At 63.7% G+C, this 21,316-nt stretch carries 15 protein-coding genes; 3 read left to right on the top strand and 12 right to left on the bottom strand.

The window, feature by feature from the left end:
• Nucleotides 1-30 precede the first annotated feature (30 nt).
• Together FIV42_RS24805 and FIV42_RS24800 are read right to left on the bottom strand one after the other, a co-directional pair.
• Nucleotides 31-1,134, bottom strand: a complete 1,104-nt coding sequence (locus FIV42_RS24805; RefSeq protein WP_168210922.1) for a PAS domain-containing sensor histidine kinase — start codon at nucleotides 1,132-1,134, stop codon at nucleotides 31-33.
• A gap of 191 nt (nucleotides 1,135-1,325) precedes the next feature.
• Complete coding sequence (locus FIV42_RS24800; RefSeq protein WP_141200297.1) at nucleotides 1,326-4,544, bottom strand: glycosyl hydrolase family 65 protein; 3,219 nt, start codon at nucleotides 4,542-4,544, stop codon at nucleotides 1,326-1,328.
• A gap of 244 nt (nucleotides 4,545-4,788) precedes the next feature.
• On the opposite strand from FIV42_RS24800, the gene FIV42_RS30795 reads away from it, so the two are divergent.
• Nucleotides 4,789-7,914, top strand: coding sequence for an Ig-like domain-containing protein (locus tag FIV42_RS30795; RefSeq protein ID WP_222615311.1), 3,126 nt, complete (start codon nucleotides 4,789-4,791; stop codon nucleotides 7,912-7,914).
• A gap of 104 nt (nucleotides 7,915-8,018) precedes the next feature.
• On the opposite strand, the gene FIV42_RS24775 is transcribed toward FIV42_RS30795, so the two are convergent.
• The 3 genes from FIV42_RS24775 to FIV42_RS24765 form a co-directional block, all read right to left on the bottom strand.
• Complete coding sequence (locus tag FIV42_RS24775; RefSeq protein WP_141200295.1) at nucleotides 8,019-8,876, bottom strand: bestrophin-like domain; 858 nt, start codon at nucleotides 8,874-8,876, stop codon at nucleotides 8,019-8,021.
• The gene (locus FIV42_RS24770; RefSeq protein WP_141200294.1) at nucleotides 8,873-9,490 is read right to left on the bottom strand and encodes an HdeD family acid-resistance protein; all 618 of its coding nucleotides are present in this window, start codon (nucleotides 9,488-9,490) and stop codon (nucleotides 8,873-8,875) included. Before FIV42_RS24770 ends, FIV42_RS24775 begins: the two co-directional genes overlap by 4 nt.
• 114 nt (nucleotides 9,491-9,604) lie before the next feature.
• Nucleotides 9,605-11,419 carry a glycoside hydrolase family 15 protein gene (locus FIV42_RS24765; protein ID WP_141200293.1) on the bottom strand — a complete coding sequence of 605 codons (1,815 nt, stop codon included), beginning with the start codon at nucleotides 11,417-11,419 and terminating at the stop codon, nucleotides 9,605-9,607.
• 185 nt (nucleotides 11,420-11,604) lie between these two features.
• On the opposite strand from FIV42_RS24765, the gene FIV42_RS24760 reads away from it, so the two are divergent.
• On the top strand, nucleotides 11,605-11,874 hold the full coding sequence (locus FIV42_RS24760) for a hypothetical protein (RefSeq protein ID WP_222615310.1): 270 nt from the start codon (nucleotides 11,605-11,607) through the stop codon (nucleotides 11,872-11,874).
• A gap of 304 nt (nucleotides 11,875-12,178) precedes the next feature.
• Here FIV42_RS24760 and FIV42_RS24755 read toward each other — a convergent pair whose 3' ends face one another.
• The 3 genes from FIV42_RS24755 to FIV42_RS24745 form a co-directional block, all read right to left on the bottom strand.
• Nucleotides 12,179-13,147 carry an NADP-dependent phosphogluconate dehydrogenase gene (locus FIV42_RS24755; protein WP_141200292.1) on the bottom strand — a complete coding sequence of 323 codons (969 nt, stop codon included), beginning with the start codon at nucleotides 13,145-13,147 and terminating at the stop codon, nucleotides 12,179-12,181.
• Between the two features lie 390 nt (nucleotides 13,148-13,537).
• Nucleotides 13,538-13,957 (bottom strand): transposase, encoded by a 420-nt coding sequence (locus FIV42_RS24750; protein ID WP_141200291.1) that lies wholly within the window; start codon nucleotides 13,955-13,957, stop codon nucleotides 13,538-13,540.
• Between the two features lie 545 nt (nucleotides 13,958-14,502).
• Entirely contained in the window at nucleotides 14,503-15,573 is a 1,071-nt protein-coding gene (locus FIV42_RS24745) for an IS110 family RNA-guided transposase (protein ID WP_141200290.1), read from the bottom strand.
• A 405-nt stretch (nucleotides 15,574-15,978) separates the two neighbouring features.
• On the opposite strand from FIV42_RS24745, the gene FIV42_RS24740 reads away from it, so the two are divergent.
• Nucleotides 15,979-17,187, top strand: coding sequence for a hypothetical protein (locus FIV42_RS24740; protein WP_141200289.1), 1,209 nt, complete (start codon nucleotides 15,979-15,981; stop codon nucleotides 17,185-17,187).
• A gap of 56 nt (nucleotides 17,188-17,243) precedes the next feature.
• On the opposite strand, the gene FIV42_RS24735 is transcribed toward FIV42_RS24740, so the two are convergent.
• The 4 genes from FIV42_RS24735 to FIV42_RS24720 form a co-directional block, all read right to left on the bottom strand.
• Entirely contained in the window at nucleotides 17,244-18,728 is a 1,485-nt protein-coding gene (locus FIV42_RS24735) for a hypothetical protein (RefSeq protein WP_141200288.1), read from the bottom strand.
• Between the two features lie 17 nt (nucleotides 18,729-18,745).
• The gene (locus FIV42_RS24730) at nucleotides 18,746-19,168 is read right to left on the bottom strand and encodes a hypothetical protein (protein ID WP_141200287.1); all 423 of its coding nucleotides are present in this window, start codon (nucleotides 19,166-19,168) and stop codon (nucleotides 18,746-18,748) included.
• A 254-nt stretch (nucleotides 19,169-19,422) separates the two neighbouring features.
• On the bottom strand, nucleotides 19,423-20,274 hold the full coding sequence (locus tag FIV42_RS24725; protein ID WP_141200286.1) for a hypothetical protein: 852 nt from the start codon (nucleotides 20,272-20,274) through the stop codon (nucleotides 19,423-19,425).
• A gap of 47 nt (nucleotides 20,275-20,321) precedes the next feature.
• Nucleotides 20,322-21,197, bottom strand: coding sequence for a transporter (locus FIV42_RS24720; RefSeq protein ID WP_141200285.1), 876 nt, complete (start codon nucleotides 21,195-21,197; stop codon nucleotides 20,322-20,324).
• Between the last annotated feature and the right edge of the window lie 119 nt (nucleotides 21,198-21,316).

Below are 21,316 nucleotides of genomic sequence, written 5' to 3'. Positions count from 1 at the left end.
CTTTCGCGTCAGATTTCAGTCATTTCTCGCTCAAACCTCCAGGGGAAACTCGACGTACATCGTGGTTCCGTTGCCCTCTTCGGTCTCGAAGCCGATGCTGCCCCCCATCTTTTCGGTCAAGCCTCGAGCAATACTCAACCCCAGCCCAGTGCCGGGAGTCCGACGCACCGGCTTGGTGCCGGCCTGCGCGAATCTCTCGAAGATGCGGCCTTGGAACTCACCGGGAATGCCCGGGCCATGATCGCACACCTCGATGCGAACCCGATTGCCCCAAACACGTTGCACAACGACCTCGACGACCTCGCCGGACGGCGAAAATTTGATCGCGTTGGAGAGCAAGTTGGTCAGCACCTGCTCGAAACGACCCGCGTCCAAACACACCTCTGCCGCACGCGCTGAACAAGATAGCCGCAGCTCGACATCGTGCTGCTCGGCAAAGCTCTGGTTGCCGAGCACGACATCGTCGACCAAGTCACAGACGTCGAAGAAATCGAGTTCCATGGTCAGTTGACCGCTATCGATCTTCTCGACGTCGAGGATATCGTTAATGAGCGCCCCGAGACGCCTGCCGTTTCGAAGCGCCATCGCCACGAGCCGGTCCACGCCCCCGGGAAGCTCGGCGCCCCGCCTCCCGAGAAGGTCGAGCGTACCCAGCAGCGCGGTCAGCGGGGTGCGAAGCTCGTGGCTGACCATCGCCACAAACTCACTCCTCGCCTCATTGAGCCGACGCCGCTCGGCCTCGAACTCGATTTGCTCGGTCAGATCACGCTGCACCCCTATGAATCCGATGAGACTGCCATCATTATCACGCAATTGGACGCCGGTGGTCTCGGCGAAGAACGTCGTGCCGTCTTTACGGCGGTACTCGGTCACATACGCGTCCGGTTGCAGCGGCGCATCGACGTTGTAGCGCTGCTCTCCCGTGCGCCCATATTCTTCCGGGTGGGCATACAGGAACTTGGTGGTGCGCCCCAAGCACTCCTGTTCAGTGTAGCCAAACAGTTCCGTGAACTTCTGATTGACCCTGATCAACCGGCGCTGAGGATCGGCGCAGGCCATCGAGTTCGGACTATGCTCGAAGATTGCCTCGAACTGAATCTGCGCTTCCGCTCCATCGGTCACGAGGTCAGCCACCTCGGCCTCCTGTCCTCTTCGCCCCTGCAACGGTGGCTCGCCGCACACCGAAATGGATGGACGTTCTCGATAGTGCATCTACTCCTCTTTCATACTGACGGAAAGAATCATGGCGTCGAGCGGACCAAACGACGCCGGACGTTACCCAAAACAAACAAACCCCGTCAGCATTTCAATCTCTCTGTCACAGTTCAGTGACACGGTAGTGAGAACACACGCGACTCGAGGCCGCTCATCTCGAAGACATCGTCGCCAAAGCCAACTTGAATGGGCGGCGCGCAGCTCTCGTCGGTGGTCACCCGCAACTCGTCGTGCTGCAGCGTGACGGCCAACGAGTGCCCCCGATAGCGCAGGTTGACGTGCAGCCACTCGATTTCGTCGGGCAGATTTGGCTTGAACCGAAGCACGTCCTCGCGAATCTCCAAACCGACGAAGCTGCGCTCGACGATATCGACGGTGCCGGCCATCGCCCCCAGGTGGATGCCTTCGGGAGTGGTTCCCCCTTGGGTGTCGGCCACGTCGTTGAGCAGCGCCTCGGTAAAGAGCCCCCAACCCCGCGCCGGGTTGCGGTCGGCCTCCACCCACGAGTGTACGATTCGGCTCAGGCTCGACCCGTGGGCGGTGCGCTCGAGGTAGTAGTCGACGTTTCGGCCCACCATCTCCTCGTCGAACTCGACATCGATACGCGCGAATAGCTCCTGCAGCTCTTTGTCCGAGAAGAGGTAGAAGAGCATGAGCACGTCGGCCTGCTTCGAGATCTTGTACTCGTTGATGTCCCTCCCCTCTTCTTCGAGCACGGCTGCGATATGTTGCAGGCCTCCATACTCTTGGCGGTAGCGATCGCGGTCGAGCTCCTCGAGGGTTTCGTAGCCCTCGAACTGACTGATGAGCCCGTCGTCGAGCACAATCACGCGCATCTTCCGGCTCACGTCGTGCCACTTGTCGACCTCCCGGTGCGTCACGTGCAGCCGCTCGCACAGCTCGATGGCTCGCCGCCGGGGCAACAACTCGAGGACCTCGAGCGCGCGGGTGAGCACCCAGACGGCCATCAAGTTGGTGTAAGCGTTGTTGTGAACACCTAGCTCTTCGGCCCCCGGATATCGGTCGTGGTATTCATCGGGGCCGACCACATGCCGAATCTCGTAGCGGTCGATCTTGTTGTTGTAGGTGGCCAGATTGGCATAGAAACGCGCCACCTCCAGGATGATCTCGCTGCCGTAGCGGTCCAAAAACTCCAGGTCGCCGGTGACCTGGTAGTACTGCCAGACGTTGTAGGCGACCGCCGCGCTGATGTGGCGTTGCAGCCAGGTGTTCTCGGGCTTCCAGCTCTTCGAATCGGGCTGGTAGTGGGCCATGGGGGTCTCTTCTTCGCCGTCGCTGCCGCTTTGCCAGGGGTAGAGCGCGCCTTTGCAGCCGATATCACACGCGCGGTGGCGCGCCTCGTCGAGGCGACGATGGCGGTACAGGAGCAGCGCGCGAGTAATCTCGGGCATGCGCAGGTTGAGCAGCGGGAAGATGAACAACTCATCCCAAAAGACGTGCCCCCGGTACGCCTCGCCATGCCAGCCGCGCGCAGGAATGCCTGTGTCGATATCGCGAGTGTTCGGCGAGGCGGTCTGGACGAGGTGGAAGACGTGCAGGCGCAAGATCATCACCGGCATGGCGTCCATGCGACACTCTCCGCGGCACACCATGCCGATGTCGAAGCGACGCCAGATATGATTCCACGCGCGCTGGTGGCTCACCACGGCCTCGTCGAAGCGCGGCGCGCGCCGGATATGCTTTTGGGCGTTGTAGCCGCACTCCGAGACGGCCACGTCACGCGAATTGAACATCGCGACCAGTTTCTCGACCACCAGCTTGTCGTCGCGCTCGACGTCGACCACGTAGTGGTGGCCCACCTCACCGGCCACGTCGTGCACAAACGAAGCGTGGGCATCGGCCACTTCCCCGTTGCGATAGACCTGGGTGCGCGCGGCCTGGGCGACCTCGCGGCGCGACTGCACGGTGCGCACGCGAAGAAACACCGTGTGCGAGTCGACCTCCTCGAGGTCGAGCACCTCCAGGTGACGCTTCCGAAGCTCGGCGTGACTTCGCACGTTGTCGTTGACGACCTGTCCGTCGAGCACCGATCGAATCTCGAGGACACCGCTCCAGTCCACCGGCTTCACCGTGGTCTTGAGCCCACCCAGATGCGGATCGTCCATGTGCACGAAGCGGGTCTGGTCGACCTTCGTGGTGCGCCCCAGGCGGTCGCGAAAGCGCACGTGGCGGTGCAAGAGTCCGTGCTTGATGTCCAGGGTCTGCTCGTACGACTCGATGTCGACCTCGTCGAGATCGAACCACTCCTCCCCATCGATGCGAAACTTCAGTGACAGCCAGTTCGGCAGGTTGACCAGGTCCTCGTTCTCGACCTTTCGCCCCGCGCGGTCGGTGCTCAGGCGATTGTAGAAGGCAGCGATATAGGTGCCCGGGTAGTGGATATCGTCGGCGTCGGCCTCGGGCGCAGCGCCCCGGGTGGCGAAATAGCCGTTCCCCAGCGTGCAAAGCGACTCGCGGGTGCCCTCTTTGTCGGGGTCGTACTTGTCGTAGCGCAGCATCCACCCCTCGCGGCTCAACACCCGGTCGAGGTGTTCGGTCAGATGCACGAGAAAGTCGAGTACTGCATCGGTATCGGGCAGCCAAAAATCGGCCGACGCCCCCTTCTCACCGGGCTCCCCAACCACAATGGAGATGCCGCGCTCGCCCAGGAAGCGAAATGGGTCGAAGGGATGACTCGACGGGCCGACGTAGACCGGCGTGACCCCCGGCGTATCCCGCTCGATCGCCTCGAGCGCCCACTCCATCGCCGCGCCTTCGTGCCAGCCGACCGCCGGCATGATCTCGACGGCGTCCGTCGATCGCACCGCCGTCAGTTCGGGGCGATTGGCCAGCACTTCGTCGACTACCTCCTCGAGCCTGGCCGCCTCGTCGGCCTCGAGTCCATCGAGGGTCAGCTTGTGCAAAAACCGGTGGCGGATCAGCCGGTCCGCCTGCTCGCCGAGGAGCCGGGAGAGCTCGTGGCCGACTTCGGCCAGGTCGGGCAGATAGTCGTCTCCCGGCTTGGGGTCGATGCGCTTTCCGTGCGCGGCGACCACCTCGAAGCCGTGATTTCCCACGTACACCACCGAATCGAGCCCCACACACTCGCGCAGCTCGGATACGTCGCGCTCGCTGACGACGCCGAACAGGCACAGCTTGGAGAGCCTCTCGATCTGCGTGCGGATCGCGTCGTCGAGCTTCGCGCCGTCTCCCGGGGGCACCAGGGCCCCCTCGTATCCGAAATAGATCGCTAACTCGCTGGCGCCGATATGGTCGACGAAGAGTCCGGCGTCGGGCAATTCCACGGTCTGCTTGCGCGTCTCGGGCATCGTGTCCCTCCAGGAGTTTGTGGCACATTTGCTGGCGCGCGTCGCTCACGGCGAAATATAAGCCCGAAAGACCGAAAGGTGACGAGTTATCTCGCCGGCCCCTCCAGAAAGTCACACAATCAACTTTCATCTCCCCTGCCCACCCGATAGACTGCTCCTGCGCACAACACCCTTGGGGGGCAAATGCAACCGTTCAGCGGCCACTCGATGGCCTTTTCGAACTTCCCCTCAGAGAGCTGACAAGATGTATAGAGAACCAGGCATCTCCTCGCGCCTCCAACCGAGCCGCCCTGCCTTTGCAGCGCTGCTCGGCGTCATCCTCACCCTCTTGCTCCCCGCCCTGGGCTTCGCTCAAGATATCGGGATCTATCACGCCGATCCGAGTTATGTGCCCGACGTCCAGACGAAGCTGCAGGGCTCGGGCGCGTTTACGAGCATCACGCTCCACAACGCGAATCAGGCCACCCCGTCGTTGACCGAATTGCAGCAATACGACGCGGTGCTCGTCTACTCGAATAGCAGTTTCGCCAGCCCGGTCGCCCTCGGCGATGTCTTGGCGGATTACGTCGACGCCGGCGGCCACGTCGTGCTGGCCACCTTCGGCATGCAGGGCTCCTCGAGTTCCCTCGGCCTGCAGGGCCGCTTCATCTCGGCCGGCTACGCCCCCATCACCGGCAGCGGCCAAGACCAAAACACGCGCCTGACGTTGGTCAAAGAGCTCCCCAACCACGAGCTTCTGGCAGGCGTGAACACCTTCGACGGCGGCTCGTCGAGCTACCACAACGCCAGCGCGACGCTGACCTCGGGCGCCGAGCTCGTCGCCAGCTGGTCCAACGGCCTGCCCCTGGTGGCGGCGTTGACCCCGTCGAACGGTCGCACCGTCAGCCTGAACTTCTTTCCGCCCTCCTCGGACATCCGCTCGGACTTCTGGGAGTCGAATACCGACGGCACCCAGCTGATGGTCAACGCGCTCACCTGGGGCGGCGGCGTGCCTCCCGTGGCCAACGCGGACAGCTACACCACCGACGAAGACGCGCTGCTCGACGTCTCGGCGCCCGGCGTACTCGGCAACGACACCGACCCCGACAATGACCCGCTCAGCGTCACCGGCGTGCTCACCGACGTCGCCCATGGCACGCTGACCCTCAACGCCGACGGCTCGTTCACCTACACGCCCGACGCCGACTTCAACGGCTCGGACAGCTTCACCTACGAAATCTCCGACGGCTCGCGCACCGCCTCGGCGAGCGTCACGCTCACCATCACCCCGGTCAACGACGCCCCGGATGCCGTCGACGACACCGCAAGCGGCACCGAGGACACCCCGGTGACGCTGTCCCCGCTCGACAACGACTCGGACCCCGAGGGCGATACGCTCAGCGTCACCGCCACGAACACGCCGGCTCACGGCGCCGTGACGATCAACGCCGACAACACGATCACTTACACGCCCAACGCCGACTTCGCCGGCACCGACTCGTTCACCTACACGGTCTCGGACGGTAACGGCGGCACCGACACCGCCCAGGTCGACGTGACCCTCACGGGTGTGAACGACGCGCCCGACGCCGTCGCCGACACCGCCACGACCGACGAAGAGATGCAGGTCACGATCGACCTGTTGGCGAACGACGTCGACGTCGACGGCGACACGCTCACGGTGACCACGGTCAACACGCCTGCCAACGGCACCGCGACCGACAACGGCGACGGCACGGTCACCTACACCCCGAACGCCAACTTCAACGGCACCGATTCGTTCTCCTACGCCATCGCCGACGGCAACGGCAGCGTCGACACGGCCGTGGTCACCATCACGGTCAACCCGATCAACGACGCCCCCGTGCTCACTGCGCCGACCCCGCAGGGCCCGCTGACGGTGACCGAAGGCACCGCCCTCACCTTTGTTGTGGCCGCCGATGATCCCGACGGCGACACGCTCACCTACGACGTCCAGCCGCTGCCGACCGGCGCGACCATCGACGCCGGCACCGGCGACTTCAACTGGACGCCGGGCTACGCCGACGCCGGCGACCACACGCTGACCCTCTCGGCGAGTGACGGAACGGCGAGTGACTCGCGCGACGTCACCGTGACGGTGAGCTACCTCGACGCCGACGCTGACGGCCTTCCGGACACCTGGGAGACCGACAACGGCCTCAACCCGGCCTCGCAGGACTCCGACGGCGACGGCATCTCCGACACCGACGAGGTAGGCGACTTCAACGACCCCGCCGACACCGACGCGGACGGCACCATCGACGCCCTCGACGACGACTCCGACGGCGACGGCCTGCTCGACGCTGACGAAGCCGGCGACGACGATCCGTCCACGCCCGCAGTCGACACCGACGCGGACGGCACGCCCGACTACCGCGACACCGACAGCGACGACGACACCGTCGCCGACGACGCCGACAACTGCCCGACCGCGGCGAACACCGACCAGGAAGACCTCGACGGTGACTCCATCGGTGACGCCTGCGACGAGGACACCGACGGCGACGGCGTCTCGGACGTCGACGAGACCGCCGCGGGCATGGACCCGACGCTCACCGATAGCGACAGCGACTCGATTGGCGACGGCGAAGAGTACGCCGACGGCTCGGGCAACGCCCCCGCCGACACCGACGCGGACGGCATCATCGACGCCCTCGACGACGACTCCGACGGCGACGGCCTGCTCGACGCCGACGAGGCCGGCGACGACGATCCGTCCACGCCCGCAGTCGACACCGACGCAGACGGCACGCCCGACTACCGCGACACCGACAGCGACGACGACACCGTCGCCGACGACGCGGATAATTGCCGCCTTGTCGCCAACGCCGACCAGGCCGACACCGACGGTAATGGCACCGGCGACGCCTGCGACGGCGACCTCGACGGCGACGGCATCGACAACGACGCCGACAATTGCCCGGCCGTCGCCAACGCCGACCAGGCCGACCTCGACGCCGATGGCGCGGGCGACGAATGCGACGGCGACCTCGACGGCGACGGCGTCGACAACGACGCCGACAACTGTCCGCTGACCGACAACGCCGAGCAGACGAACACCGACTCCGACGAGTTCGGCGACGCCTGCGACAACGATGACGACGAGGACACCGTGCTCGACGACGCCGACAACTGCCCGCTGACGGCCAACGCCGACCAGGCCGACGCCGACGAAGACGGCATCGGCGACGTGTGCGACGACACCCCGGGCACCGACACCGAACCGGACACCGACACGAACACCAACGCCAACGCCGCCGAAGACGACGGCTGTGGCTGCAGCAGCACCAACGGCCCGTCCAACGGCCTGGCCGCCATGCTCGCCCTGCTCTTCGTGCTCGCCCCGCGCCTGCGTCGCCGGCGTGAGTGAGGCGTGAGTCAACCTTTTGTCTGACCGAACCATGGTCTGACCACACACAAAAGCGCCCCGGAGCGGTGTCCGCTCCGGGGCGCTTTTGTTCACGCTTCGTAAGACTACTCCTCGACCGGCCCACCGCCGACCGGCGGCTCACGGGCGCGCGCTTCCTCCATCGTCTTCAGCGTGTCGACCAACGGGTCCTGAGACACATCGAAGAGCCGCTGGGTCGGCGAATCGAGGTCGACGATGAGCAGCAAGATAGCTGCAAAGGACACGATCAACGCCACCGTCGCCGCCAAGCTGCGCGTGCCGCTCAGGCCAAAGTGCAGCCCCATCGTGCCCATCGCCAACACCGAGACCAGGTACAGCGTCCACAACAGACTGGGCGGGACTCGGTAGCGAAAGGCCACCGTCACCCGCTCCTCGTGCAGGTCGATCACCTCGTTGAGCGAGTCGATGAACAAGCCGACAGGAACCGACCGCGGGTTTTGCTCGGCGACGACGTCGGCCACCTGCCACAACTCGTCGTGGACCTGGGCGGCGCCTTCGAGCGCGGCGTCCAGGTCGGTGAAATCCCCCTGCCGAACGTATTGAATGCGCGAGGCGGTGTAGCCTCGCAACAACTGGCGCACGGTGGTTCGGTGCGGCTCGTCGAGAAAGTCCGTGCGCAAAAACGTCGTGCCGATGGCGTTGGCTTCCTGGAGCACCAACGCTTTGCGCTCTCCGAACCGGTCGGCGGCTACCCCGAAACTGATGGCCAACAAAAAGCCCAACAGCGCCAACAGCGCGGCGAGCACGGTGCCCGTTTGAGACTTCTGCTCGGCCGGATCGGCCTGCCGCTTGCGGCGCCAGCGGCCAAACCGGTAGCCGACTTCGACCATCGCCAAAAAGACGACGAAGGTGAGCACGAAAAACACCCACCAGTTCGACTCGAGCGCCAAGAAGTCCCGCAGCATGTTCTCCCCCGTGCTCATGCAGGCGTCGGCTCACCCGGGGGCGTTTGACGCCGATCGACCGGGGTCTTGTGTTTGAGCGAACGCCGCATGGCGAACGCCAGCGCGAGCAGCGTCAGGCCAGCCAAGATGGCGTAGACTCCGACCAACACCACCACCGTAAGCAACCCTGCCACCGGCCACAGCATCAATGCTGCGCCGAACGCGATAGACAACAGCCCGCTCGCCAGCAGCAGCCAGGAATGGTCCAGGTTTTTGCGCAACGAGAAATAGGCGATGACCTCGAGAATTCCGGTGGCCACGGCCCAAGCTGCGATGATCCACAACAACACGAACGCGGTCACCCCGGGCCACACAAACGCGGCGACGGCCGCGCCGATGCCCGCAAGGCCCATCAGCACAAGCGGCCACGTCCTACCCGACGGCGTCTTGCCCCCGCTCGCGGCAAACGCCAGCGAGGCAATCCCATCGATCAGCGCATAGGCGCCGAACAGAATGACCAGGGCGAACAGGCTGATACCGGGCCAGATCAGCGCAATGACGCCAAAAAGGAGGGCAAAGATGCCGCGTGCGGCCACCCACCCCCATCGCTCCCGGTACGGTGTCTTTATGAGTTCCTTCGATCGAGCCGCCATGAGTCCCTCCTTGTGAGTACACGGCCTCCGCAGCATAGACCTGTTGTCGAGCCACGAGACCACTCCAACTCATCTTAACCCAAAATTACGAACGATTCCGGTGACATCCACCGTTCAAGCCTCCGCCTGCTGAATCGCCCAGGCCGCGTTGACCAATCCGATATGGCTGAAGGCCTGCGGAAAATTACCGAGCAATTCGCCCGTCTCGGAGTCGACCTCTTCGGCCAGAAGACCCAGATCGTTGGCGTACGAGGCGGCGCGCTCGAAGATGGCGCGGGCGTGCTCGGTTTGACCGGCCAGGGCCCGCGCGTGAGCCAGCCAAAAGGTGCACAGCAAAAAGCTCCCCTCCTCGCCGCGCAGCCCGTCGTCTCGCAGGTAACGATAGACCAGGCCGTGTTCGTCGGTCAGGTGCTCCTCGATGGCGTCGACGGTGGCCAGCACTCGCTCGTCGTCGGCGGGCAGGAAGTCCACCAGCGGGATCACGAGGCTCGAAGCGTCGAGCGCGTCGTCGCCGAACGACTGGGTGAACGCCCCGACCTGCTCGTTCCACCCCTCGTCGAGGATCGCGCGGCGAATCTCCTCGCGCGCTTTGTCCCACGCGTCGACTCTGTGCGACGCCTCCAACCAATCCGACAACGCGATGGCGCGGTCCATCGCCACCCAGCACATCAGCTTCGAGTACAGGTAGTGGCGCGGCTCGCCGCGCACCTCCCAGATGCCCTGGTCGGCCTGTTTCCAGCAACGGGACGCAGCGTCGGCGACCTGGACCAAAAAGCGCTTGGTGAGCTCGTCGACCTCGCCCAAGTGCTCACGCAGCCGATGAACCGCGGCGAGCAGCTCACCGTAGACGTCGATCTGGCGCTGGTTCCACGCCCCGTTGCCCACGCGCACAGGCCGGCTGCCTCGCCACCCCGCCAGATGACCCAGCTCGCGCTCGCTCAGGTCGTGCTCCCCGGCAATCCCGTACATGATTTGCATATCGTGGCCGCGCTCGATCTTGGTGAACGCGGCGTTGGCCAGAAAGTCGATAAACTTCTCGGCCTCGTCGGGACACGCGGCCACCCACAGCGCGTCGAGCGTAAAGCTGGCGTCGCGCACCCAGGTGTATCGGTAATCCCAGTTGCGCTCCCCGCCGACCGTCTCGGGCAATGACGTCGTCGCCGCCGCGATGATCGCCCCGGTCGGGTAGTAGCTCAGCGCCTGCAGAATCCGGCCGCTATGCCACACCAGGTCACGCCACGGCCCCTCGTAAGACTGGTGCATCTCTTGCCAGTGCCGCCACGCCTCGCAGGTCGTCTCGAATTGCTCGCCGATGCGCGCCGGCGGCCACGCCTCGGGACGCGCGTCCAAAATGCTGGCGTACTGCAGCGCAAACCGTCGGCAATCCCCCTCGCGCATGCACAACTCGGAGCGCACGACCGACTGCTCGACATCCTCGTCGACGTCGCACGACAACATCCACGCGCTCGCGCCACCCCGCGCCAACACACCGCCGTCGACCTGCCGCGTCAGCGACGCGATGAGCCCGTACTCCGGGCGCGGCTGGAACTCGATCTCGACGTCGACCTCCCCGCGCGTACACCGCACCTGACGAATCAGGCAATGCGGCGCGTCGGCCCCCAGGTCGTGGCCGTGCGCTTCCTCGTTGGGCGCCAACGCCAACGCGTCGAGCAGCACGAGCTCGCCGTCGGGCGTCGTAAACGTCGTCTCGAGCACCAACGTGCCGTCCAGGTAACGCCGCTCGACCTCGAACTCCCCGACCGGCCGAATCGACCAATGCCCGCCCTCCTCGTCGAGCAGCCGGCAAAACACCGCCGGCGAGTCGAACCGAGGCATGCAGAGCCAATCGATGGACCCGGCGCGGTGGACCAACGCGGAGCCGTGGCAATCGGACAACAGGGCGTATTCGGCGATGGGGTGATGGGACATAGTAGACCTCTTTGTCTTTACTTATCCCCCTGCGAAGGGAGCGCTCAGCGCGACCGGAGGTGGGGGGAATTGGCGGCGCGCATCTAAAAGGTCCGCCCTCCAATCCAACCAACCTGTGCCTAAACTTAGCCACTCGGGCAGTTTCCGGCACTCAACGCACTCCACCACTCAACCAGGAGGGACACGTGAGCACCCAACAGCGAATCAGCACCGGAGAGACCAGCTATCGCCCCCAACAGAGCGACTCGCGGCGCAAGACGTCCATCGGCCACCAGGCCTCGCGCCTGCCGTCGGACTTCTTCGTGTGGGCGGCGCTCGCCTCGGTCGCCGGCTCGGCCTACCTGCGCGCGGTGGGCGAGGGCGAAAAGAGCCTCTTTGTGGGCCAGTGGGCGCCAACCTTCTTGGCGTTCGGGGTCTACAACAAGATCATCCGACGCCTCGACCTGGGGCGTTGACCGATACACCTAAGACCTACCCGCCCCCAGCTCCGGCTCCGCCTACGCAGGGGGCTATCAAATCGGGTAACGCTCTTCGAGCTTGCAGCATGTCGGCTGAGCTCGAGCCACCACCTTTCGTTCTCGGAGCGAGTTGCCAGGGAGTTCGTGTGGCGTGGGCCACGCATCACTCACATACCTACGCCACCTGGAGCTCGGAGAGCGAAATCCTCGTTTTGATAGCCCCCTGCGAAGGGAGCGTTGATAGCCCCCTGCGAAGGGAGCGCGCAGCGCGACCGGAGCTGGGGGAGCAGGCAAGGGGCCATCACGCCCCCGGAAACGGCCCCAACCGACTACTCTTGCGGTGATGCTCCACCCCTTCATCCGCCCCGAACGGATGCTCGCCGAACCCGTGGCGCATCAGGGCCACCGCCCGCGCCCATGTCTGGTCGCTGTCCCGCGACGCCAACAACTGCATGACCGACTGGGCGATGACCGGCACGGGCACCTCCATGTGCATCGCGTCGTCGACCAACCAATTTACCTCGCCGGTGTCCTCGACAAACGGCGGGATGTCGCCGGTGCCGCCCTGGGCGCGGTACTGCTCCTCCATGAGCTCGACGAGCCACGAGCGAATGACCGAGCCGTTGGTCCACGTGCGCAACACTTCGGCGATAGGCAACTCGTCGCGGTAGCGCTCCAGCAGCTGCATCCCCTCGCCGATGGCCTGCAACATGCCGAACTCGATGCCGTTGTGGACGAGCTTGACGAAGTGGCCGGCCGCCGGGCCGCCGCAGTGGACGTAGCCTCCGTCGACCGACAGCGCCTTCAGGACGGGCTCGATCACCTCGAAGGCCTGCCGGGTGCCCCCGGCCATAAAGCAGGCGCCCTGCTCGGCCCCGCGCACGCCACCGCTTGTGCCGCAGTCGACGAACTCCACGCCGTGCTCCTCTTTGAGGCGCTCGTAGCGGCGAAGCGAGTCGCCCCAATACGAATTGCCCCCGTCGACGATGACGTCGCCGTCGTCGAGCACCGGGGCGAGCTCCTCGCACACCTCGTCGACGACCGCCCCGGCGGGCACGTACAAAAAGACGACCCGCGGCCGGTCCAAGCGCTCGGCGAATAGCGAGACGTCGTCGATATACTCGAGGCCGGCGTCGACCAGCTCGTCCGGCGGCTCGCTCGTGTCGTGGCCGACCACCGCGATGCCCTTGCCCAGGGCCTGGCGGGCCAACCCGCCGCCGATACGACCCAGGCCGACGACACCGAAACTCGAAGGAAGTTGCTCTTTCATGGGGTGCTCCCGATTGGAGGGACGATTCGCACGCACAATGCGATTATGTACGCCGCTCGGCACGAATCGAACGCCCTGCAGGACCCACACGCCCGCTATTGACGTGGAACTACCATTGACGGGCGGACGGCCAGACACGTTTGCGCGAGGCGGTCGTCCTGCAGATAAGCCACGTGGCTTTTGGCCAATCGCACCGCCTCGCGCAAACGCCGCGTATCGTCCGCCCTTCAATAATAATTCCTTCAATAGCCGGCGTTGCTTGTCTGCAGGGCGTGCGAATCGAACGCCCTGCAGGACCCACACGCCCGCTATTGACGTGGAACTACCATTGACGGGCGGACGGCCAGACACGTTTGCGCGTGGGGATCGCTTTGCAGACAAGCCACGTGGCTACGTCCAGATCTCGCACTCATCGACAATCTTGCCGGTGCTGTGGCGCTTCTTTTGCTTCGCGACGTAGTCTTTCACCCAATCGACGTGCTTGGGACTTACCGAGAATGCGGAGTACCCGTCTTGCAGTTGCAGAAGTGGAACGTCCAACTCCCGCTTCTGACGCAGCGTCTTCCACTTCTCGACGGCGGCGTCCTTGAACTGCTCGACAGCGTCGTCGACTGAAACGGACGGATTCCAGCTCACCAATGAATGCGTGTGGTTCCACGCCGAGTTCACGCAGACCGGCACCATCGACAATTCGCGCATTTTGTCCCGAATCGCACTGTGCATGGGACGTTCGAGTTGCCCCTTGATGATGTGACTGCGGCCTTTCGTGGCCCAGACGATATGAACGTAGATTTGCCAAAAGCGTCTCATGTGTTCGCTCCCGTAGTGAGAAATGTTTGCCTGTACGACTCCTCACTACGGTTTTCGGCAATTTCTGCGATTCGTTGCGTCACGCCACGCGAAAACTCTGCGTGACGGCGTGCTAGGGGCGATATTTCTCTGCTGGCGCTGTTTTACGGTTGGGCGAGTTGAACGCCTTGCAGGGCTCCCACGCCTGCTATTCCTATGTGTGTGATCAAGTCCCCTGATTGGCAAAATCGGTCGAATTGATCTCCTTGCAGCTTGCGGATTCGCAATCGATTTGGTGGCGGCTCGCGGTTAGCGAGGACATGCTCTCTTTCCTATACGTGGTCGTCGCAATGGACGCCTAGCACCCTGTGTCTTTTACGGTATGTGGGACGCCGCCATTTGAGGGCGTGAGTCCTGTGGCTGCACGAATAGCAGGCCGCGGTCGTCCCTCGCGAGCATGGCCAATGCCCGCTACCTCAAAGCTGCCATTTCTGTCGTTTGGTTCATCTACAAGTGCTTGTTCAAACGGTTGATCTACTCAGCAGATGGTGATTCTCTTTAGGCTGTTATCGGGTTGTACTCGTACTTTTTTGGTCTCGAAGCATTGCACGTATCGCCAGCGCGAGCCTTCGCGCCACCGCCACGATCGCCACACCGGCGCCACTCTTGGCTTTGATGCGCTCATAGACTGCCCGCATCCCGGCGTCTTTGCCGATCAGCGTCCAGCTCGACTCGACCAGGGCTGAGCGCGCTCGTTTATTGCCCGCTCGCGTGATTGAGCCCTTGTTTTGCCCATCTCCACTGGACCACTCGCCTGGCACAAGCCCAAGCCAGCTCGAAAACTCCTCGCAGCGATCGAAACGACTCACGTCACCGAGCTCGAGCAAAAGGAGCATCGTGGTCAGCGCGCCAATCCCCGGCACGCTGCGCAACAACTCGGCTTCATCGGCCCATTTTTGGCTCTCTTCCATCTGGCGAAGTCGCCCCTCGAGCCGTTTAATCTGCTTGTCGAAGCTGTAGATGACGCCCACCAGCGCCTCAATCGCTAGGTCGAGATTCTCGTCACCGGTCGGCCCCTCCTCGAGCCAGCGCATGAATCGCTTCGACCAGTTGGCCTTCAAATCGTCCGGCGCCGAGACGCCGTGAAACAGCAGCAGCGACTTGATCTGAGCCTTGAGCTGGCTGCGGTGTTCGACCAGCTGGCCCCGGGTACGCACTACCTGCCGCTCGCAGTACGTATCCTCGTCGAGCGCGTGAACGGCCGGAAGCATGCCAGCACGAGCCTGCTCGGCCAAATCGTAGCTGTCGCGCTCGTCGGTCTTGATCTTCTTTCCGCCCTTCTTCTGGCGCACATGTGTCGGCGGAACCATAAACGCATCACAGCCGAGCTCTTCGAGCCATTTCAAGAGCTTGTAGCCAGTGGGTCCTGCTTCATACACAGCAACGAAATCGGCGTCTTCGAGACGACGAACCAGCCCGACCACATGCTCCTTGGCGTGGGGCAGCGACTCCGAGAGCACCATCTCACCGTCATCGTCGATGACTGTCACATGCAGCGTGCGCTTGTGGGCGTCGATTCCCATCCACAGTTTGCGCGTCGTTGCAATCACATCGTTGTCGATCTTATAGTTTCGCATGGGTCATCCTCCTGGAGTGAAATCTGGTGGCCGCCTCGTGCGGACCACGTTCCAACTTCAATTTCAGGGGATGACCCACTTTCATTTCAAGTCGCGCTCGCTGCTGTCGTCTCTCGTCAGTGCACAGCATGACATTTGAGGTGGAACTACCATTGATGGGCGGACGGCCAGACACGTTTGCGCGTGGCGGTCGTCCTGCAGATAAGCCACGTGGCTTTTGGCCAATCGCACCGCCTCGCGCAAACGCCGCAATTCGTCCGCCCTTCAATAATAATTCCTTCAATAGCCGGCGTTGCTGCCCTGCAGGGCGCACTGCGTAGACTTGCCGCTGACGACTCGCCCCTAGCTTTGGCCTGACGGACGCGCGAACGCGCACATTGGGGACGCCTTCGCAGGAGAGCAACCATGTTGTGGACCGCCATCAACACCGTCGTCATACTCGTCACCCTCGTGGTGCTATGCCTGGTGATGTACTCCAAGAAGGTGCAGCGCTCGGAGAAGTACCAGGCCACGGTGGTCCCCCTGGCTAACATCATGGACGTGGGCTTCTTGGCGATGACCCCGATCATCGTGCTGTTGCTCGGGGTCGACTCACCCATCTTCATGTTGCTGCTGGTGCTCACCGGCGCGCTGGTGGGCGTGGTGATGTCGTACAACATGAAGTACTTCGAGCCCCTCCTGGGCACCGACGACCCGCTCGGGCGCATCTCGAGCTTCTCACGCTGGGCGCTTCTGGCCGCCTCCGTGGCGAATATCGCGTACTATATCAAGCTCATGAGCGCGCTGGTCTTCTTGCCGTTCGGAGTGCAGAGCCAACAGCTCTTTTCGCTCGCTGCCGCCGCCGTGTTGGTCGCCCTGGGCGTCATCGGCTACCTGTTCGGCCTCGGCAAGCTCAACGCCCTGGGCGAGAAGACGACCGCCTTCAATATCGCCGCGGTGTTGGCCATCTTGGCGGGATTCATCGTGTTCAACGTCCAGATGTTCGTCACCGGCGAGTGGGTCATCCCCGAATACAATCCGCCCAACGACCCCGACCGACTGCGCAAGCTCTTCGGCTTCTTCGCGATCGTGCAGGGGTTCGAGGCGTCGCGCTACATGCGCAACCGCTTTCCGGACGCTAGTTTTCGCATCTCGACGATGCGAACTGCTCAACTCGTGTCCGGGGTGGTCTTCGTGCTGCTTATCGCATCGACGCTGATCGCCTTTGCAGTCGTGCGCCCCGAGTTGAGGCCGGTGGCCATCATTCAGATCGGCGAGGTCGTCACCCCGATGCTGCCCTTCTTGATTCTGGTCGCCGCCATCACCAGCCAGTTGTCGGCCGGCGTCAATGCGCTCTCGTCGCGCAGTGACCTGCTGGTCGAGGCGACCGACAAGAAGCTGAATCGTAAGTACACCTACCCGATCATCGTGGCGCCCTGCGTGGCGCTGGTCATGCTCGCCGACGTCACCCAGGCGATCGCGGTCGCGTCGCGCATCTTCGCCGGCTACTTCTTGCTGCAAGCGCTCATCGCCATGTCGTTGGCGTTCCGCAAGCGGCATTGGGGCGAGCTGCTCTTATTCGGCGTCGCCGGCTTCGCCATGGCGCTGGTGATGATCTTTGGATTGTCGGTGTAGCGTGGGAGTTGAACGCCCTGCCGGGTTCACACGCCTGCAGGGCGTACAAATCGGACTCAAAACGACCCCGCCCCCAGCTCGATCACCCACCCCAGGTCGTCGATGCCGCTGAAGCCCCGAGCCGTCACGCCCAGGCGGATGCCCCAGAAGTCGGTCAGGTTGTTGATGAAGCCCAGCGGCAACTGGTCGGTGTTGACCCGAAACTTCAACCCGCCCTCCACGAGCACGTCGGTCTCCTTGGTCTTTTCGCCGGCGGCGTCCAGCTCGGCGTCGACCTCCAGGCCCACGATGGTATAGCCATCGACCCATCGGGAAGCCGACGGCGTGTAGAGCACGCCCCAGCCGAAGTCGCGCAGCTTCTCGTCCTTGAGGTAGACCCGGTGCATGATCCAGCCGCCGCCTACCGGGTCGGTCAGGTGGGCGACAATGAAAAAGGGAAAGACGCCCGAGACGCCCCAGTCTCCGTCGTAGCGACCTGCGATTGACAACGAGCGGGTGAACGTCTCCGCCTCGAGCTGCTCGGTGAGCTCGGGCAGCTCCGGCGCATCCTCGACCTCGGGCCAATCGTCGTAGCCCTTGTCGACGAACCAGACGATGCTGTCGTCGTCGTGCTTCTTGGCCGCCGCCAGGCGCGGGTACGGTCGCAACACGTAGAAGGTCGGGTCGGACTCCTCCTCGAGGTACTCGTCGAGTTCGTCGCGCACCGCGCTGTCGTCGGGCAACGGAGGGAACACACGGTCGCCCGCTTTGCGAGGCTTGAAGAACCACGATTGGTACGCGCCCGTGAACAGCATGCCCCCGCGCAAGGTGTCGCGGATGCCCCAGGCATCGTTGACCCGACGGTTGACGTCGAAGCCGGGGGTGTAGAGCCCATCGGCGTTCTGGTCGGGGCAGCTTGCGTGCTTGCCCTCCTCGACGAAGGCGTGCATCGGAAAGCGGCTAAAGTTGTCGGTCTCCAGCGTATTGTCGAACCACTTGATGCCGTGGGCCTTGGCGTTGACCAACACCGCCGCCAGACTGTAGCGACACTTCTGGCAGTCGGGATGGCGCACGACGACAAGATTGACCTCCACCGACTCGACGTCGTGGGTGTGCCCGCCCAAGCCGGCCTCGTACGGGTAATAGTGGAAGTAGTCGATCTGGACGGAGGTGACCTTGGAGAGCTCGATTTGAGCCTTGCTGCGGTCCTCGCCGGCGGGGAAATACGCCTTCTCATCCTCGGCCCGGATAATCTCGCGAACGCGGTAGTAGACCACCGGCTTTTCGGAGGGTTCCTCGAAGGGAAACGCCATCGGGATATTGATGGGCTCGGGCCCTTCGATCTCTTCGAGCAGCGGCTCGTCAGGCGAGTACCACAACACCGGCGCGGCGTAGGCCGCCAGTTGCTCGAGACTCATACGGGTCTGGTCGCCGGTCCACAGCACCCGCCCGTCGGTCGGCTTACAGCAGCGGCCCTTGCCTGCCACCTCGACTTGAGCGGACACCTGTACCGCCGCCAGCAAGATGCCGATCACGATTGCAATCCCTCCCCATACCTTCATCGCTCCCCCGCGTTTTCTCACCATCTTTCCAAGCGTGGCAGGACCACGGTAATGCGCACCCGGACCGTCCACGGCGACGCGTTCTCGGGCCGCTCGACGCGGTAGTAGCCCTCCACGCGGACATTCGACGGAAAGAGGTCTTCGAGCACCAATCGTCCTACCCCGAAACCGACCGGTACCAGCCACCGCTCGCCTTTCAAGTCGACCTGATAGGCGAAGCGGTCATCGGGACCTTGGCCGAAGAAGTACTGCGCTTCAACGGGAATCCGTACGATCTTGCTAAGCGGGTTCTCGACCTGCCGGAGGGCGACGCGCTTCTGTTGGGCAGTGGCTTTCTTCGATGCCTCTTCGTCTTGGCCACTGACCGTAGCTGCCCAAAGATTGACGAGCACAAGGGCGGCCAGAAGCATCGTCGACTTTCGAAAGATACGTCGTCCCATATCCCCCCTTCCCTGTGATGTGCGATTCGAACGCCCTGCAGGGATCACACACCTCCTATTGAGGTAGAACTACCATTGAGGGGCGGACGATCAGACACGTTTGCGCGTGACGGTCGTTTTGCCAATCAGCCACGTGGCTATTGGCGCATCGCACCGCCTCGCGCAAACGCCGCGTATCGTCCGCCTTTCAATATTAACTCCTTCAATAGCAGGCGTCGCTCGTCTGCAGGGCTTACGACTCGCCGATAACCACATCAAAAATGCACTGACACGCCTCCAATTGGCCCGCTATTGGAGAGATCCCAGACGAAGTCGTCGTCCTCGTTTTCGTAGTCCGTGTACAGGTGCCTGTACCCCACCAGGATATCGACGTAGCGAAAGCCGAGCCCGGCGGCCGCGAACCCCTGCCAGGTAAAATCCGCCCCCAGGCCGGCGCCGCCGATGTCGATATAGCCCTGCAGAAAGAAGCGCCACGGAAGCAGCAAGCGGCCGCGCGCACCGATGATCGGGGACGCCCAGCTTTGCTCGATGGAGGCGACCGACAGGCCCCGCTCGTCGCCAAAGCGCAGGTCGAGCGCGACCTCGAGGTCGGTGTAGCGCACGCCGGCCAAGGCATCGATGCGTCCCCAGTCGTCCCGTAAGAGCCGACGGGTCAGTGAGCCGCCGAAAATAAGGGCGTCGAACTCGAACTCCGCGCCCACCTGGGGCAGACGTGGGTCGACCTCGGTGGTGGTCACGCCCAGATACATGAAGTCGACCATCACGCTCCACGGCCCCTTGCCGACCTCGGCAACTGCCAACATGGCGAAGTCGAGGTCGCTGCCCGCATCGGTCACCTCGCCGACGTCGTCGCCCTCTTCGTCGTCATCGTCGGAGACGAGATTGGAGAGCGCGTCGAAGGCCTCACCGACCGAGTATTCGACGTCGACGGTCTGCCGGTCGATGGTGACCTCTCCGTTGGCGCCGGGCACCCACAGGTATGGGGCGATGCGAAAGCGCCAGCCGTCCTCGTCGTCCGCCGCCCAAGCGTCGCAGGCAGGCAGACACACGGCGGCGACGACCAACGCCGTCAAGCTGGCGCGAATGATCGGTACGATTGTCTTCATGACTCCCCCTCCATTCGTATGGATACAGCGCCTCGGTGCTGCCGTCTCTACCGCCCTCTAGGCAGCAGGAACGAAAACTGGAAGCGCACCGTTCCCTCGGGCGCGCCGGGAGGCCGCTCGACGTTGTAGTAGGCTTGCAACGACAGGTTCACAGGCAAGGGGCCGAACTTGACGACCTTGCCTGCCCCGCCGCCCAGCGGGATGGTCCACTTGTCGTCGTCGGCCTCGAAGTTCAGCGTGTTCGTCGGACTGGTGGTCAAGTACCAACCGCTGGGAAGGTTGTAGTTGATGAAGTATTGCAAGGCCCCCAGGCGCACGTCGTCACGCGCGTCGTCGCCCGCGAAGGAGTACATGTAGGTGAGTAGCGCCCCGTAGACCCAGGGCCCGTTGAGCTGCAGGGCGACCGCCGCCGGGCCCACCGACCATTTGTCGGTGCCCAAGATATCGTCGGTCGCCGTCGGGAATTGAAATTGCGGGCCGACGCCCCAGACAAACGGCTCGGTCGACTCCGGCGAGAAGAACGCCTGGTAGGTAATGTCGCCCAGGCCGAACGCATCGTCGATGCCCGGGGCCGGCTCCGGGAAGTAGCTCACCGGTGCGAGCACGCGGTGGACCAGGTTCCACTCCTCGCTGAGCTTCATCGGGTAGACCGGCTTGATCACCAGCAGGTAGCTGAACTCGTCCTCGAAGCCTGCGCCCCACTGGAAGTTGTTCTCGAAGGGCACGCTGATGAGGTCGCTGACCGGGTTCTGGGTCTTCTTGGCCAGATCGGTCGCGCCGGCGGCCTGTTGGCCAGCCGCCCCTTCGGCCGTTGATGCCTCCTCCTGCGCGTAGGCCGTCGAGACCAGCGTAGCCGCCAGCAACACGACGACGGCGCTCGAAAAGGCATAACGAATCTTCTCGGACTGCGTCTGGTGACACATGGCTCCCCCCGGAGCATACAATCACTGTTCGCGATACGTCCTATCCTGAAGCTCAACACGCCATGGAGCGAGGCACGCCTCGCAGGACTCCCACGCCTGCTATTGCGGTGCAACTATCA

Origin of the sequence: Persicimonas caeni (assembly GCF_006517175.1) — a bacterium.
Lineage (GTDB): Bacteria > Myxococcota_A > Bradymonadia > Bradymonadales > Bradymonadaceae > Persicimonas > Persicimonas caeni.
Note: the sequence above shows the minus strand (reverse complement) of the source record. Positions and strands in the feature narration are given on the sequence as shown.

Excerpts from the sequence above, each read along its gene's own strand:
- FIV42_RS24770 (WP_141200294.1), bottom strand. The coding sequence starts at position 9,490 with ATGGCGGCTCGATCGAAGGAACTCATAAAGACACCGTACCGGGAGCGA.
- FIV42_RS24750 (WP_141200291.1), bottom strand. The coding sequence starts at position 13,957 with ATGAGACGCTTTTGGCAAATCTACGTTCATATCGTCTGGGCCACGAAA.
- FIV42_RS24725 (WP_141200286.1), bottom strand. The coding sequence starts at position 20,274 with ATGAAGACAATCGTACCGATCATTCGCGCCAGCTTGACGGCGTTGGTC.
- FIV42_RS24720 (WP_141200285.1), bottom strand. The coding sequence starts at position 21,197 with ATGTGTCACCAGACGCAGTCCGAGAAGATTCGTTATGCCTTTTCGAGC.
- FIV42_RS24735 (WP_141200288.1), bottom strand. The coding sequence starts at position 18,728 with ATGAAGGTATGGGGAGGGATTGCAATCGTGATCGGCATCTTGCTGGCG.
- FIV42_RS30795 (WP_222615311.1), top strand. The coding sequence starts at position 4,789 with ATGTATAGAGAACCAGGCATCTCCTCGCGCCTCCAACCGAGCCGCCCT.
- FIV42_RS24730 (WP_141200287.1), bottom strand. The coding sequence starts at position 19,168 with ATGGGACGACGTATCTTTCGAAAGTCGACGATGCTTCTGGCCGCCCTT.
- FIV42_RS24740 (WP_141200289.1), top strand. The coding sequence starts at position 15,979 with ATGTTGTGGACCGCCATCAACACCGTCGTCATACTCGTCACCCTCGTG.
- FIV42_RS24800 (WP_141200297.1), bottom strand. The coding sequence starts at position 4,544 with ATGCCCGAGACGCGCAAGCAGACCGTGGAATTGCCCGACGCCGGACTC.
- FIV42_RS24745 (WP_141200290.1), bottom strand. The coding sequence starts at position 15,573 with ATGCGAAACTATAAGATCGACAACGATGTGATTGCAACGACGCGCAAA.
- FIV42_RS24775 (WP_141200295.1), bottom strand. The coding sequence starts at position 8,876 with ATGAGCACGGGGGAGAACATGCTGCGGGACTTCTTGGCGCTCGAGTCG.
- FIV42_RS24755 (WP_141200292.1), bottom strand. The coding sequence starts at position 13,147 with ATGAAAGAGCAACTTCCTTCGAGTTTCGGTGTCGTCGGCCTGGGTCGT.
- FIV42_RS24765 (WP_141200293.1), bottom strand. The coding sequence starts at position 11,419 with ATGTCCCATCACCCCATCGCCGAATACGCCCTGTTGTCCGATTGCCAC.